Below are 16327 nucleotides of genomic sequence, written 5' to 3' on the forward strand. Positions count from 1 at the left end.
GAATATGAAGATACTGCTATTCTGTGAGAACAAATATGCTGTTGACATCGTCAGACCACTGCAAATTGAAGCCGACCGACAGGGCGGACACGACGTGCTATGGTATGTTCATCAGAAGAAAATACCTGTTTTCCCATTGAAAGATGAGGTACGGTGGACAAATTCTATTCAGGAAGCTTATGACTTCAAACCAGATGCGGTGTTTGCTCCAGGCAATATCGTGCCTTACTACCTGAGCGGTGTGAAGTGCAGCATCTTCCATGGTTATGCTGCAGAGAAGCGTGACCAATTTCACATCCGTAACTACTTCGACATCTACATGACTCAGGGCCGTTTCTTTACTGAGGAGTTTCTGAAACTGCAAAAGAAGTATGGCGACTTTGAGGTGATAGAGACTGGCTGGACACGTCAGGACTGGATTGCCCGTCATCGTCACGACTTCGATGAGGAACGTAGCGAACTGCTGCAGGTGCATGGCTGCAAGCGCATTGTGCTATATGCACCCACATTCTCTCCCCGACTGACCTCACTGCCGAAGATTAAAGAGGCATTGGTGCGCCTTGTCAAAGAGAAGAATGTTTTGCTGCTGATTAAGCTTCACCCGCTGACCAGACAGGATTGGGTTGAGGAATATCGGCAGTTGGCTGCCAGCCATGAGCACATCATCTTTGAGGACGACTTCGCCGTCAGCAAATATATGCTGATGGCCGATGCCATGGTGAGCGACACATCGTCAACCATCTACGAAATGTTGTTGCTTGACAAGCCCGTTATCACCATGGACACCGTCAGTCAGGACCCTTACTGGAAGGATATCCACGACGCCAGTGAACTGACAACCGCTTACGATGAGGTATTCAGCAGTCGGGAACTGACCGAGAAGCGTCAATGGGTCATTGCCAACTACGACCCCTACACCGACGGTCGCTGTTCAGAACGCATGCTGCAAGGTGTTGCAGAATACATCAAGCGCCACGGTGTGCCTGCAAAACGCAAACTAAACCTGTGGCGCAAGTATGTCAGTGTGAAAACATTCGGTCGTGTGAAGTAATAGGTCCTCACTCCACACGCCATTCTATTTCTTTTGTTCTGCAACATATTCTCTCCATGGCTTATTCAAGTCAAGGAAACGATAGTTGCGTGGGGGTATCTCACTGGGAATCTCCATATAGTTGCCATACAGATGGGTGAGATACGCTTCGGGCTTTGACACCCCCATCAGCATACAATCTTCGAACTTAACGGGTACTGGCTCGCCATACCACTCTTTGGGCATGGCTCCCTTCTCCGGACGATAGTCGTGATCGGCCAGCAACGGACTATCGGCGATGCGCCATTGACGACGCACCTGGTCGAGCTTGCCATGAACGTAAGCAGGTTTGAACAAGCGACGCAGCAACAAGGTTATCATGCTGCGGAAACCGCGACCGTGCTTATAGGGATCGGTATGGGTGAAATAAAGTATCTTCCACCACAGCTTATAACGCGCATAATGACGGCGACGGGCACCGCAATCTTCTATCATGCCATCAAGGGGAAACAAGTCGATGGGAAGTCCGCCAACAAAATCATAACTGCGATGCATACGATAAGTAGAACCTGCCTCCTGAACACGTGCAAAAGGATAAGGATAACCCTCTGTGCGCCCGCCGCTCACCACCTCATAGCCTTCAGGCATCCACTCGTCGGCATGTGCCAAGAGGATTTCGTAGTCCTCGCGAGGCATGCCCACATCTGCATCGTCGTCCCAGGGGATGAAGCCACCATGACGCACAGCACCCAACATGGTGCCACACAGCAGATAGTAGGTGAGATGATGCTCCCGACACACGCGGTCTATAGCTTTCAGTATATTCAACAGGCGTGCCTGCACTTGACGTGTCTCTTCATCAACACGCTCGCCATGCAGCGCCAAAGCCTGTTCATTTGGATTGTAACTGGTTTCCATATCTTAAGAAATGTAATTTCGTTTGTAGCTTATAATAGTTCTGACTAAAGGCATAATGCGCCATATTACGCCAGTCCATGCCCGAACGACAAGGATGGATGGTGACTTGCTGTTTGGGGGCATCGGGATTCATCTGGTCGCAAAGGCGTGCCACGTATTCAAACATGTTATACTCACCCAGCACACGTTGCTTCATGGCATCGAGCACCGATACTGATTTCTCGTAGCGTTGGGCTTCGAGTTGTTGCGCGATGATCTGTATGGCCTGTTCGGGTTTACGGATGTCTATCGGCTCAAAAGCTTCTCTGCTGAAGTAATCGTCCAGGTTGGTACATCCATGGTAGATGGGGAAAGTGCCTGTGAGGTAGCAGTCACTGATCTTCTCTGTCCAATAGTAGCGCTCGGACGAATTTTCGATTGCAACATGATACTTATAGGGACGCAGCACATCCCACTTATCGTCGAAAGAGCGGAAGCCACGACCGAAGACATCCAGCTGATCGCCAAAATAGGCCTTGAGTTTCTCAACAAACTTGATACGGTCCAGATGGCCGCGGGTGAAAGCCTTATTACTGGTGATGACTGAGATGAGCTTGGTCTTCTCGGCAGGGTCAGACGGCAGGACAAGGGAATCGTAGTCCTGAGAATAAGTATAAGGAACGCCTGCTGATGGCGGTGCTGGCTGATAGCCTACGAACCAAGGCAGAATGGCCGGACCATACAGTACGTTGCGGTGATGCATCTGCTCCTGACAGGATACAACCAACCCGAACTGATCAATATAGCGTTGGGGATAAACAAGGACAGAACGGGGCTCGGTGGTGAGAAGAATCGTGTTCTCGGGTGCCACACGACAGGTTTGAAGGTCGCGTACACCTTTGCCTTGAACCACCCAGAAATCGGCTTCATCCATGGAGTCGTCCAGACAGAACTCATAGCGGCCATCCTGCGAACGCAGATGATGGCCAGGCGTCTGGCGATGCATGATAGTGGCAAGCCCCTCACGATAGGGCATGAATCTTACTTTATACATGTTGCATGAGGTATTCGTTGGCAGCAGCTAAACCCTGCTTGATATAATAGCCATCGTTTAGACGACGGCTCATCTCGGCAGCATTTCGCTTCAACAGATCATAATCTGAGGGACTGAGCTGCGAGAGTCGCTCGCTGATCTGCGACAAGGAGTCAACACTGATGCCAACTTTCTGTTCTTCGATAAACGGTGCCATGGCAGCCTGACTCCACACAATGACGGGGATGCCGGCACGAAGATAGAATGAGGTCTTGTGAGGGTCGTTGATGCGTAGATAGGCTCCCCAGTCTCCAGTGCATTCATCGAGTGAGTCGCCATCCCACACCAGACCGAAATCGGCATGAACATTGGCAATAAAATCATCGCTGGCCATAAAGCCATGATAGTGCAAAGATGGATTATGATTGGCTTGATTATCGAACCCTTTTCCATAGAGTTCCATCTGCCATCCTTTCATGACTGGCTCCAACAGATAGAGGAACGCATTGCGCCAGCGCCCCAGATTGCCTGCATAGACTACCGTTGGGGTGGACTGAACCTGTTGACTGGTCTGACTGTCAGAAAGGTAATCAAAAATCTGAAGACAATGGATGCCCCCCTTAAACCCATGCTCGATGAGATAATCGCGCATGGTGGGGTTGTGAACAATCAAGAAATCTGTCTTTGACAGACGACTGTTCTCCTGACGGGCTGTCAACTTATGACGACGGAAAGCCCCCAGGTCGTGAATGACGGTAACGACCTTAGCGCCCTTCCATTTAGCGAAGGTGCAAGCCATAAAATAGAACTTCTTCACGGGATATTGCAAGAAGAGCATATCATCTTGATGCAGATGCCACAGAATGCTCGTCACACTGACCAGCTTGGTAAAGAAGCGCCCTATCCCACCCTCGCCAAAATTATGACGGGTGAGATTGCAGAAGCCCTCCCGACGACAGATTTCGTCGATGTCCTGCTTTGCTTTATTGTTAGTGCCTACTTCAATGTAATACTTCATATCTACCAAAATGAGTTATCTTTTTTCTAAGTATCCACCGCTTGTCGTGTCGCTCTTTCACTCGAATAGCCTCAGCAATATCATCGGATGTCCAACCACGTTGACGAGCATACTCATCAAGGATGAAACGATAGGCTGGCGTCAGCCAATAAAAGAGTGTGAGGTTCTCCATACACTCGGCCTTGGGCACTGGTCCATCGTAGAACTTCATGCGGTTGATATCGATCAGTTCGAAATGGGAATCGGAATCGACCAGTACATTGGTAGGGTTCAAATCGCAATGCAACACGCCTGCTTCATGGAGTGAAGCCACATAACGCGCATAGGCGATAGCCAGAGGTTTATCGAAAGGTTCTTGTTCTATCAAACGCGGACGAACTGGCTGTTTTTCGGTATAGGCACAGATGTAGAACACCTGTGTCACAAAGCCCATACGGGTCTGCTCTATACAAGCCACCTCACGCGGCGTTTGGAAGCCACGCAGGCGCAAAGCAACCGCATTATCATAGGACCGACGCGCCTTACTTTTGCGGAAAAAGGTGTATATAAGAGATTTGATGACGTCATTGCGTTTGTAGCGCTTAACCACCAGTTTCTCGCCGCCGACCATAAATAGCCGAACCTGATTACGCCCTTTATACAGTAGTTCCCCACCACCTGCGGCAAACAGATGCGGAACTTGCTGAATCCACTCTTTCTGGTGTTGATAATCAGGGCTAACTATTATTTTCATGGGCTTTACTGATATTTTGCGATCCCTCCATACGACAGGGACTTACTTAACTCTAAAACGATTAACGACCTCGACGACTCGACGTGCCTCGTCAAGAGTCATCACAGGACTGATTGGTAAACTCAACTCCTGACGATGGATTTCTTCGGTGACAGGCAAAGAAAGCGGCTCCCACCCACGATAACATTCCTGCTGGTGTGGTGGAATAGGATAATGGATGAGCGTCTGTATATCATGTTGTGACAAATAGTCCTGAAGCATATCTCTGTTTTGGCATAACACCGGAAAGACATGATAGACATTTTGCTCTTTGGGCATTATGACAGGCAATGAGATAAGTGGATTGGATATCTCCGTATTGTAGATATCACCTATCATCTGCCGCTTGGCGTTATCTTCATCGAGATAGCGCAACTTTACAGCGAGAACAGCGGCCTGAATCTCATCCAACCGACTATTACGACCGGTATATTTAAAGACGTATTTACGCTGACTTCCATAGTTGGCAAGCGCTCTGACTATGTCAACAAGTTGGCGGTCGTTGCTGGTCACGGCACCGCCATCGCCCAATGCACCCAGATTCTTACCTGGATAAAAACTATGGCCCGCAGCATCGCCAAGGCTACCTGTACGGCGTCCGTCGGCACAACGACAGCCATGAGCCTGTGCATTGTCTTCGACCAGTTTTAAATGATACTGTCGGCATAATTGGCCTATTCTCTCGGTATAAGCACAGCGTCCGTAAAGGTGTACCAACAAAACAGAACGGGTACGAGGTGTAATTCTCGCCTCGATGACACTGTCGTCTATTTCAAGTGTATCGAGCCGCGGCTCGACAAGAACAGGAACCAGACCATTTTCAGTCAGTGCGAGGATAGAAGCAATATAGGTATTGGCAGGTACGATGACTTCATCGCCTGGCTGCATGACACCCATCTCAATATAAGCACGATAAATCCAGATTAAAGCATCAAGACCATTTCCGCAACCCACGCAATACTGCGTTCCAATATAATTGGCATAGTCTGATTCGAAACGAGCATTTTCCGAACCCTGCAGATAATAGCCAGACTCCACGACGCGGCTTACTGCATCGCGAATCTCTGCACCATGCTGATGGGTGACTGCCTGTAAATCAAGAAACTTAATCATGTCTCTCTTCCCCTCTATTTATATTCATCTTTGCGGATAATTCTACCGTCAATCACATCATATTTCCTATTGAATTCCTCACGTCCACGCTTCCAGCGGTTGTGTGTCCACAGATAGAAAGGCGGCTGACGACGGATATTTTCCTCTAACATCTGGTAGAAGCGACGGGTGATAGCAAACTCCTCTTCTTTGGCTGCCTCGTTTGATATCAAACGGAAAGTACATATATATTTCCCACGGTAAGGACGTTGCATATCTACAAAGAACACGGCATCATTCATCTTCTGCATGATTCGTTCTGCGCCAGTAAATACTGGAGTATCGTGATGTAAGAAATCGACCCACAGATGCATGTTTTCCCATTTCGGGCTTTGGTCGCTTATATATCCAAAGAGCGAACGGCGTTGCTCGCGCTTTAAGGTGATGAGATGACGCAGAATATCCTGCTTGGGTACACAGAGACCGCCATGAGAAGAGCGCACATCTATGAATAACTGATTAAAAGCCTCGTTATATAGTGGATGGTAAATAAGTCCCATCACAGCTTTTGGATAACGTTGGAATGCAAGTCCTGTAGCCGAGAGCCACTCCCAGTTACAATAGTGTCCAAGGATGGCAGCGCAATTCTGACCACGATCAAAAGCTTTTTCCAGTTCTTCCACTCCCCGGAACTCGATATGTTTCAGAAGGGCTTCGTTGCTGATGCTCAGCAGCTTGATGGTCTCCACGAAATAGTCACAAAGCCAATGATAAAACTGTCGCTCTATCTCCTTAATCTCGGCTTCAGTTTTTTCTGGGAACGAAGACGTCAACTGTCGTCGCACAAGTTTCCTGCGATATCCTACCAGATAGTAAACCAGCACAAAGAAACAGTCTGACACGCCATAGAGCATCCATAACGGCAATAGCGATATGGCATAACTCACTGCATAAAGGATATGATATAACAATCGTTTCATCGGCTTAACAGATCTTGAGATGTTGTTTGCAAAATGGCCTTGTTCACATTGAGCAGATGCTCCACATCACTACCATTACTAATAATAGCACGTCCTGCGTCGAAATCGTATAGAATCTCGCCTGTTTCATCATAGAGCCACTGTGCATTGTTAAAGTTATGAACCGCAGTAGGATGCGAATAGGTTGCAGACAGAACATCACGACTAAAAGGATAGTCAGCATGCGCCAACTGCAGTTGACCTAACAAGGTGGCTGGAAGATCGCTTTGATTACACAGTTTATCCACCCGACGTGGTTCTTTCACTGCGCCGCCCAACCATAGCAACGGAATATGATTTTTCTGGAGAGGTGTTGATGGAGTCACCTGCTGATAGTTGATGCCATGGTCTGCCACAAGAACAATAAGCAGATTATCCCACTGAGGTGTCTTTTTCAGTTTTTCCACGAAACGATATAAACAAGCATCCAGATAATGAAACGCATTTTTAATCTCATCGTCTAACACTTTTGTGGGAACATCCCAAGGTTCATGACTACTTAACGTACTATACCCCCAAAGATGCTTTTGAGCATTTCCATTCGATGTCGTGATCTGTTCATACAGGGTCTCAAATGTAATCTCGTCTTGTACTCCCCACTGAGACGTATTCTGTTCTTCGCGCGAATAGTCATCCATACTCATTATCTTGTCCCATCCAGTAGAGATAAGATAAGAACGCATATTGGTAAAGTTGATGTCACCTCCATAAAGATAGCTTGTAGCATAACCATTTGCCTTCAATGTACGAGCAATACTTGGAAGTGTGCGACTTTTCTCAGGAATCTTCATTACCGAGAACGAGGGGAAAGAAGGATAGCCACTCAATGCGCAAACCGTGCCTCGATCTGTGCGCCAACTGTTGCCATAGCAGTTCTCAAAATAGATGCCCTCATCCTTCAGTTGTTGCAGATGAGGCATTGCGTCCGCAAATAGCTCACTGGCACTCTCCATCAGGATCACTACAACATTTGGATGCGTGGTATTGAGAAGTGTATCTGTCAGCACGCTCTCCGTGGTATAGACGTCTTGAACCAACTGCTTACATTGTTCTTCCTCGAAAAAGGTGTATTGCGACAAGTCATCAAGCTGGTGACTCAAAGAGTAGAGGAAACTAAACACAGGATTAACAGCCGAATGGTTCAAGAACTGGTTTTCGGAATAATAGACCTGACCAATATTGGTTGTTGACTCCCTGACTCCCCCGCGGATGCCAATCACAATGACAGGAATCAGCAGAAGAAGTAATATGGTCTTCTTAAGTCTGCCTTTACGGATTGCCTTTGCAGGCTGTCTTTCTATCTTATCATAAAGAGTAAAGACGATGATTGCTGTGGTTATCAATACAAGGAATCGCCAAACGATATAACCGACAGACACGCTCGCCATCGCTTCTGTCGGAGTTGAAAGATAGGTTAGACAAACAGCATCAAGTTTAAAGTTCCAAAAAGGATATAGGCTCGTGTCTGCTACGAATGCCATCGAAAATGCTAATGCCACAATAGCATTATAGATACGGGAAAACCATTTGGGCAGAGAGGTCCAAATGGATATAACAGACAGAAGATAAGGCACGATGAGAAAATAGAGAGCTGTCGAGGCATCAAGTGTCAACCCATGCCAGACTACTGCAAAGAAATCGACAAGATGAATATCATGCCCAGCACCATTGCAAAGCATAAAGACTATCTTAGCAACAAAGAACACGATAAGTGTTGCAAGATAGTATCCACACAAATATCTCAGTCTATTTTTCACAGCGATTGCATATCATTCAGTTTCTTATAGTAGCCATCCATTTTCAGCAGTTCATCGTGGGTGCCTCGCTCTACGATACTACCCTCATGGAGAACACATATCTCATCGGCATTCTTGATGGTTGACAAGCGGTGAGCAATAGCCACTGTCGTTCGTGTTTTCATCAGACGTTCCAATGCGTCCTGCACCAAGCGTTCGCTCTCTGTATCAAGAGCAGACGTAGCCTCATCGAGGATCAGGATGGGAGGATTCTTCAAAATGGCGCGAGCTATGCTGACACGCTGACGCTGGCCACCCGACAGTCGTCCGCCACGATCGCCTATATTGGTATTGAAGCCCTGCTCACTCTGGATGATAAAGTCATAGGCATTAGCGATCTTTGCTGCCTCTGCAATTTGTTCATCGCTAGCATTGTCAACACCAAAGGAGATGTTATTGCGGAAAGTATCATTAAAGAGGATGGCCTCCTGATTGACATTACCTATCAGCTGTCGCAAGTCATGGATGCCAAGGTCTTTGACGTTGATACCATCAATAAGCACCTCGCCCTCCTGCACATCATAATATCGAGGTATCAGGTCCACGAGTGTGGACTTGCCACCACCGCTCTGTCCTACGAGCGCAATGGTTTTGCCTTTAGGGATAACCAGATTAATGTTTTTCAGGACCCACTGATCTGCATACTTAAACGACACGTTACGAAACTCAATCTCATGTTCAAATGATGCCAGATGTTTAGGTTCCTTCCGTTCTACAATTGTATTCTCTGCCATCAAGATCTTATCGATACGCTCCATGGAAGCCAGACCTTTGGGGATATTATAGCCTGCCTTAGAGAACTCCTTCAACGGGTTGATGATTGAATAGAGGATGACCATGTAGTAGATGAACGTAGGACCGGTGATGGTCTGGTTGTTGAGCACCAGGATGCCACCAAACCAAAGCACGATAACAATCATCACGGTGCCCAGGAACTCACTCATAGGATGGGCAGACGACTGACGGATGTTGACACGCATCAGATTGTCGCGGTACTGCGAATTGATGCGGTCGAAACGCTGGTTCATCTTATCTTCGGCACAGAAGGCCTTGATGATGCGCAGACCACCTAAGGTCTCTTCCACCTGACTCATCGTATCGCTCCACAGGGCCTGGGCCTCGATACTTTTGCGCTTCAGCTTTCTGCCAACGACACCCATCACCCAGCCCATCACAGGAACAATCACCAGGGTGAACAGGGTCAACTGCCATGACACGAACAGCATGGTGCAGAAATAGGCGATAATCAGCACGGGGTTCTTAAACAGCATGTCGAGTGAAGACATGATAGAGCTCTCTACTTCCTGCACATCACCACTCATGCGAGCAATGATATCACCTTTGCGCTCTTCGGAGAAGAAGCCCAGAGGCAGAGAGGTAATCTTTTGATAGAGCTGATTGCGGATGTCGCGCACCACACCGGTACGGATAGGTACGATACATGCCGACGTGAGGAAATAGGCGCCCGTTTTCAACAACGTGGTGACGGCCAGGAAAAGACCGATAAACAACAGTGTGGTGGTCTGACCGTAATCGCGAATCAGGCAATTCACAAAATAATTCAGGTTGTTCATCAGTACGGTCTGTACATCGCTCCAATCCCACGCCATATAGCCACTCGCAGCATCGGCCTCACCTGTCTGAAACAATATTTGCAATATGGGAATCAGTGCCGCAAACGAGAATATATTGAGAACTGCCGACATGATATTGAAAAACACCGATGCAGCAAGATATCTTTTATATGGAGGAACAAACCTACGTAATACCTGCAGGAATTCTTTCATCTTCTATTTCTGTTATTGTTATTTGTTTGCAAAGATACGAATATTAATTCGAATAACGGGTACTATAGCGTGTAAATTTAGGAAAACGGGCTCTCCTATTGATGCTTAGCAGATGGAGTGAGCACCAACTGATCATTATTCATGCGATACATATACTGTTGGATAATGGACTTCATCTGCTTGGTCATGTGCTGCAGTGTATCAGCAGGCATCTCTCTGATGATATTGGTTTTAAAGACAGAGTCGGTGCGGTAACGATAAGCAGCCGTCACTTCTTGTCCGTCAAACTCCAGTACATAAGAGCCTTTAACAAATTCATAGCCATTACTTTCCGGTACCCAATGCAAGGCATGCGTCTCTTCAACAGGCGTATGCAGCATGTCCTTTCCGAAAGCCAAATAGGGCTGATCGTAATGAAGATAAGTCAACACCGTTGGCATGATGTCTATCTGTTCCACCACGCGCTGAGTGTCATAACCACGCAATGTTTCATCACCAGGTGCATAAAGAATGATTGGCACATTGAACAACCCTAATGTTGTCTTGTAGAAAGGATCAATAGGCGAACTGCTATGGTCGGCTGTTATCACGAAAAGTGTATTCTTAAACCAGGGTTGCTTACTGGCTTCCTTAAAGAATTGTCTCAACGCATTGTCAGTATATGCCACACACTCTTGCAAGGGTATCTCGCCTTTAGGAAAGACATTCTTATAGCGTGCCGGCAGATTAAACGGTGTGTGTGAAGTTGCCGAGAACAAGGCCGTCATGAAGGGTTGCTTCATCTTATTCATCTGTGCAGCATAAAACTGCATAAACTCTTCATCCCAGATAGCCCATGTGCCATCAAAGTCGTCATCACCATTGAAATGTGGATCCTCGTTATACTCTGTTCTTCCATAATAGCGTTGAAAGCCTGTGGCGCGTGCGAAAGCCTGGAAGCCCATCGAATTATTCTGAGCGCCGTGGAAGAATGCTGTTGTATAACCTTTCTTCTCGCCCAACTCGCGAGCCAGACCAGACATGTGATTTAAGGACGCTGGCGTCAGGAACAGCGGTTCAACATAGTTAGGCAGCGAAGACAGCGTTGAAGGCATTCCTTCTATACTTTTTCTACCATTAGAATAAGAGTATCTCCAAGTGATTGCACCGTGAGTTATCAGAGAATCAACAAATGGTGTAAATCCTTTATAGGCCCCATTACGTAGAGTCTGGTTGTAATAACCCATGTGCTGTTTGCCCCAACTTTCAAGTATAAACACCACCACATTCTTCGGTTGGAAAGCCACCGAGTCGCTGGGCACATGAATCGGTGAATAGTAAGACAATGCCTCTTCTTCACTCATATAACTGGGTGTGACGAGAGGCTTCTTGCTTAACGTACGATAGATACTGAAAGGCGTGTTCAGTACGATGCCTGTTTCTGCCGGACGGTCCACAAACTGATTGGCATTACTGATGGTAATAGGACGAACAGCATGCGAGAAACCGCCACGCATGCCGGCAACAACCAACGGAATAGCAGCCACCAGGATTATAGTCTGAATGACATAATAACGCCAAGGCACTTTTACTACAGACACATGTTGTGGACGGAATGCTTTCCACAACACCCACGACAAGACAAAGGCCAGCAGCACCAAATACCAATTTGCCAAAAACTGTTCGCCCATAATCTTTGTCATACCCCCTACTCCCTCATGACTAAACTCGTAGAACACAGAGGTTGTGGTTCGCTTTCCAGTATATGGGAAATAAACACAGTCACACAGGTTTGCCCACAAAGCAACAGAATTGCAGACCACATAGATCCATTTCACCACTCGGTAATATCCATTGCGTTCTTTCTTATGCAGGGGGAAAAGCATCAACAGGATAACCAGGGCATTGGTATATAGGATGGCAGTCGTATCGAAGATAAGGCCCGCTGCGAAAAGACTGAAAGCATGTCCGAATGTCATCGTATCAGCATAAAGCGACCAGTTTACTAACAAAAAAACCAATCGGCAAAACGTGAATAGTAGATAGATGACAAGTAAATTGCTAATCAGGCCCACAAAGGGATATCTAAAGAATGTTCTTCTCATAATATTCGTCTTTAAAAGCGAGTGCAAAGTTACAAAAAAGTGAATATAATATAGCACTTTTCAAAGAAAAAGTAGTAATTTTGCGACCTATGAAAAAGAAAAGTATTAAGAGAAAAGCCACCTGGACCATTATCACCATTTTGTTGCTTGGCCTCGGGTCATGGGTCTATAGCCGTTGGAATGTGTGGTTTCACAATCCAGAAGAAGAGCCTTACACTGCCAGCAGCACCCCCCAGAGAGTGCTACTAACCTTCGGCGATTCGACAGAATGGGCACGAAACGTGAGTTGGCAATGTGACAGCGTGGTACGACAGTCCCATTTGGAGCTGGCTCAGCTACCCGATGGCGATACCATCCAGATAGCAGCCGATGGAGAAGTATTTCAGTCACGCGCTGGCAAAGCTGCCTACTATGTGGCTCGACTACGCAGTCTGAAGCCCAACGCCAGCTACGCCTATCGTGCGGTGACAGATGGTAAAACCTCCGAGTGGTACCATTTCTCTACAAGCAAACAGACACACGACGATCTCTCGTTCCTTTACGTGGGAGATGTCCAAGACACGCTTTGCGGCGAAGCCAACCGTTTTCTCCGCGAAGCACTACAACGGCACCCACAAAGCGAATTTCTCGTATGCGGCGGTGACCTAACAGAACGACCCACAAACCAGCACTGGGCAGAGACCTTCCGTGACCTTGACAGCGTGGCACAACATTTACCTCTGGTGTGCGTCACAGGCAACCACGACTACCTGAAAGGGGTTATCGTATCTTTGGAGCGTCGTTTCTCGCTCATTCACTCCTACTATCTCGACTCTCAGGTTGGAGTCAATCAAGTATTCACGTTCCGTTATGGTCCGGCACAGTTCTTCTTGTTAGACAGCAACCGCGAGTTTCCTTATCTCATCACACAGCGTCACTGGCTGGAAGAAAAGCTCAAAAGTAGCACTGCCCGCTGGAAGATTGTGGTACTCCACCACCCTTTATTCTCTTTAAAGGGCAACAACAACCTCATTCAGCGCTGGATGTTCAACGACCTAATCGAGGAGTATGGTGTGGATCTCGTGCTACAGGGTCATGAGCATGCCTACGGTCGAATGACACGTCACACTGCCAACGACCAGCCCACCACGCCAATATACACTGTCAGCCATTGTTCGCCCAAAAACTATTACATCCAATTTGACGACCGTTTCGACAAGTTCGGAATCTCCAGCCGTTACTATCAAACCGTAAACATTTCTGGCGACACGCTAACCATGGCTGCTTATGAGGTGTATAAACATACGCTCTACGACTCCATCTGCGTCATCAAGAACGGCACAAACACTCATATCCTTGACTACGGCAGAGCCATTCCCGAATACACAGAATTTACGCCCGACCTCTCTCGAAAGAAAGACCGGGCGTATGCCGAACGCATTGATGCGTATAGAAAGCGACATCCCGAACGCATCACAGGGCTTCGCCCAACAAAGTAGCGCTTGTGCTACCCGTAATACGCACACGTACTGTTTCGCCTATATGGTGGTTTTTCTTATCGAAGACCACCATTTTATTTTGTTCTGTTCTGCCGCACAACTGCTCGCGGGAACGCTTTGAGAAGCCTTCCACCAAAACATCAAATTCCTTACCCTCATCTTTTTTGTTCTGCTGAGCAGAAATCTCCGTCTGCAGTGCTATCAGCTCGTTCAGTCTGCGAATCTTCTCTTCCTCGGGAACATTATCTGGCAGATGTTTTGATGCGAAAGTGCCAGGACGCTCCGAATATTTAAACATGAAGGCAGAGTCATAGCCAACCTCACGCATCAACGATAAAGATAATTGATGATCCTCCTCTGTCTCGTCGTGATAACCGACAAAGATATCCGTTGACAAGCCACAGTCGGGTATAATCCTGCGGATAGCTGCCACACGATCCATATACCATTCACGGGTATATTTACGATTCATCAACTTCAAGATACGGTCACTACCGCTCTGTACCGGCAGATGGATATGCTTGCACACATTGGGCATATCAGCAATCACCTGCAGCGTCTCATCGCTCATATCCTTCGGATGCGAGGTCGTGAAGCGGATACGCAACTCTGGTGCTTCTTCTGCCACGGCCTTGAGCAGCTTGGGGAAGCCCATACCTTCAAAGTTATAGCTGTTGACATTCTGACCAAGTAGCGTCACCTCTTTAAAACCGCGGTCGCGCAAGTCACGCACTTCACGCAAGATACTCTCCACGTCACGACTGCGCTCACGACCACGAGTATAAGGAACGATGCAGTAATGGCAGAAGTTATTACAACCACGCATGATACTTACGAAACCACCGATCTTATGTCCTAAACCAATACGCTGAGGCACCACATCGCGATAAGTCTCGGTAGTAGATAGTTCTATGTTGATAGCCTTATGTCCCAACTCCGCCTGAGCCACCAAATCCGGCAACGACAGATAGGCATCAGGACCAGCCACGAGGTCGGCGCCGTGATTCTGGAGCAAATCGTCTTTCACACGTTCTGCCATGCATCCCAGCACACCAACCACCAAACTACGCTTACGCTTCACAGCATTCAGCGCTTCTAACCTGTGATAAATTTTCTGTTCGGCATTATCACGCACCGAACAGGTGTTTAAGAATACCGCATCAGCCTCATCAATACTCTCGCAGTTCTCATAGCCTGCCATCTTCATGACCGATGCCACCACTTCCGAGTCTGCCACATTCATCTGGCAGCCGTAAGTCTCAATAAAAAGTTTCTTCATTCGCTAATTTCTCAATTTCGACTGCAAAATTAAGAAATAATTATGAATTACAGACTTTAATAAAAATAATTTCACCTTTATAGGCATATAATTAGTAAATATTTGTACCTTTGCATTTGATTTACACAACAGCAACAAAACATGAGTTTTTCTAAAGTTAACATCTGGACCGAAATACGTGATTACACACTCTTGGCTATCGCCATGATTAGCTACAGCATTGGATGGACCGTATTTCTCTTGCCCAACAACATCACCACGGGTGGTATTGCGGGTGTGTCATCTATTTTGTTTTGGGCCACAGGCATTCCCATTAACGTGAGCTACTTTTTCATCAATGCCGTTTTGTTGCTCTTTGCCCTGCGAATTCTGGGACTGAAGTTCTGCCTAAAGACCATCTTTGCTGTCACAGTGTTGACCACCTCGCTGACCATCATGTCCCAATACATTACGGTTCATTTGCTCAGTGACCAACCATTCATGGCAGCTATCATCGGTGCTGTCTTCTGTGGCAGTGGCGTAGGCTTAGGTTTGGCTGCCAACGGTTCTACCGGCGGTACCGACATCATTGCAGCTATCATCAACAAATATCGTGATATCTCACTGGGACGCGTCATCTTGATTTGTGATGTCATCATCATCTCCAGCAGCTACTTCGTTTTAGGAGATATCGAGCGCGTAATCTATGGATATGTTGTGCTCTACGTCACGTCTTTCTGTATAGACCAGGTAGTGAACTCCATGCGTCGGTCCGTTCAGTTCTTCATCATCAGCGACAAGTATGAAGAGATTGGCAAGCGCATCAACCGCGAGCCTCATCGAGGCTGTACCGTTGTTGATGCCCACGGTTTTTATTCTGGCAAAGAGGTCAAGATGCTCTTCGTGCTGGCCAAGCGCCGCCAGAGCGATGTCATCTTCCGCATCATCAACGAGATAGACCCCAATGCTTTTGTTTCACAAAGTGCCGTTATTGGCGTTTACGGAGAAGGGTTCGATCGCTTCAAGGTGCGCAACAAAACCCCTAAGAAAATAGAATAGCCCG

At 47.2% G+C, this 16327-nt stretch carries 13 protein-coding genes; 3 read left to right on the plus strand and 10 right to left on the minus strand.

The annotated features are described in order from the left end of the window. Positions 1-4 precede the first annotated feature (4 nt). Positions 5-1051, plus strand: a complete 1047-nt coding sequence (locus L6472_RS12050; RefSeq protein WP_237805425.1) for a CDP-glycerol glycerophosphotransferase family protein — start codon at positions 5-7, stop codon at positions 1049-1051. A 24-nt stretch (positions 1052-1075) separates the two neighbouring features. Here L6472_RS12050 and L6472_RS12055 read toward each other — a convergent pair whose 3' ends face one another. The 9 genes from L6472_RS12055 to L6472_RS12095 form a co-directional block, all read right to left on the minus strand. Continuing rightward, complete coding sequence (locus tag L6472_RS12055; RefSeq protein ID WP_237805427.1) at positions 1076-1948, minus strand: phosphorylcholine transferase LicD; 873 nt, start codon at positions 1946-1948, stop codon at positions 1076-1078. Beyond that, positions 1923-2981, minus strand: a complete 1059-nt coding sequence (locus L6472_RS12060; RefSeq protein ID WP_237805429.1) for a glycosyltransferase family 10 domain-containing protein — start codon at positions 2979-2981, stop codon at positions 1923-1925. The genes L6472_RS12055 and L6472_RS12060 overlap by 26 nt, the downstream gene beginning before the upstream one ends. Further along, on the minus strand, positions 2974-3978 hold the full coding sequence (locus L6472_RS12065) for a galactofuranosyltransferase (RefSeq protein ID WP_237805431.1): 1005 nt from the start codon (positions 3976-3978) through the stop codon (positions 2974-2976). The genes L6472_RS12060 and L6472_RS12065 overlap by 8 nt, the downstream gene beginning before the upstream one ends. After that, positions 3962-4711 carry a lipopolysaccharide kinase InaA family protein gene (locus L6472_RS12070; protein ID WP_237805433.1) on the minus strand — a complete coding sequence of 250 codons (750 nt, stop codon included), beginning with the start codon at positions 4709-4711 and terminating at the stop codon, positions 3962-3964. The genes L6472_RS12065 and L6472_RS12070 overlap by 17 nt, the downstream gene beginning before the upstream one ends. A 42-nt stretch (positions 4712-4753) precedes the next feature. Then, positions 4754-5863: a DegT/DnrJ/EryC1/StrS aminotransferase family protein gene (locus tag L6472_RS12075; RefSeq protein ID WP_237805435.1), complete on the minus strand. Its 1110-nt coding sequence runs from the start codon at positions 5861-5863 to the stop codon at positions 4754-4756. 14 nt (positions 5864-5877) lie between these two features. Further along, complete coding sequence (locus tag L6472_RS12080; RefSeq protein WP_237805437.1) at positions 5878-6822, minus strand: lysophospholipid acyltransferase family protein; 945 nt, start codon at positions 6820-6822, stop codon at positions 5878-5880. Next, a complete protein-coding gene (locus L6472_RS12085; RefSeq protein ID WP_237805439.1) occupies positions 6819-8618 on the minus strand; it encodes an LTA synthase family protein in 1800 nt (599 codons plus the stop codon). Before L6472_RS12085 ends, L6472_RS12080 begins: the two co-directional genes overlap by 4 nt. Beyond that, positions 8615-10444, minus strand: coding sequence for an ABC transporter ATP-binding protein (locus L6472_RS12090; protein ID WP_237805441.1), 1830 nt, complete (start codon positions 10442-10444; stop codon positions 8615-8617). Before L6472_RS12090 ends, L6472_RS12085 begins: the two co-directional genes overlap by 4 nt. A gap of 95 nt (positions 10445-10539) precedes the next feature. After that, positions 10540-12528, minus strand: coding sequence for an LTA synthase family protein (locus L6472_RS12095; RefSeq protein WP_237805443.1), 1989 nt, complete (start codon positions 12526-12528; stop codon positions 10540-10542). 89 nt (positions 12529-12617) lie between these two features. Here L6472_RS12095 and L6472_RS12100 point away from each other — a divergent pair, with 89 nt between their 5' ends. Next, entirely contained in the window at positions 12618-14006 is a 1389-nt protein-coding gene (locus L6472_RS12100) for a metallophosphoesterase family protein (RefSeq protein WP_237805445.1), read from the plus strand. Here L6472_RS12100 and miaB read toward each other — a convergent pair. After that, complete coding sequence (gene miaB / locus L6472_RS12105; RefSeq protein ID WP_237805447.1) at positions 13981-15285, minus strand: tRNA (N6-isopentenyl adenosine(37)-C2)-methylthiotransferase MiaB; 1305 nt, start codon at positions 15283-15285, stop codon at positions 13981-13983. The two genes, L6472_RS12100 and miaB, sit on opposite strands and share 26 nt — an antisense overlap. A 141-nt stretch (positions 15286-15426) precedes the next feature. Here miaB and L6472_RS12110 point away from each other — a divergent pair, with 141 nt between their 5' ends. Continuing rightward, positions 15427-16323, plus strand: a complete 897-nt coding sequence (locus tag L6472_RS12110) for a YitT family protein (RefSeq protein WP_237805449.1) — start codon at positions 15427-15429, stop codon at positions 16321-16323. Positions 16324-16327 lie beyond the last annotated feature (4 nt).

It is taken from the genome of Prevotella sp. E13-17, assembly GCF_022024035.1.
Lineage (GTDB): Bacteria > Bacteroidota > Bacteroidia > Bacteroidales > Bacteroidaceae > Prevotella.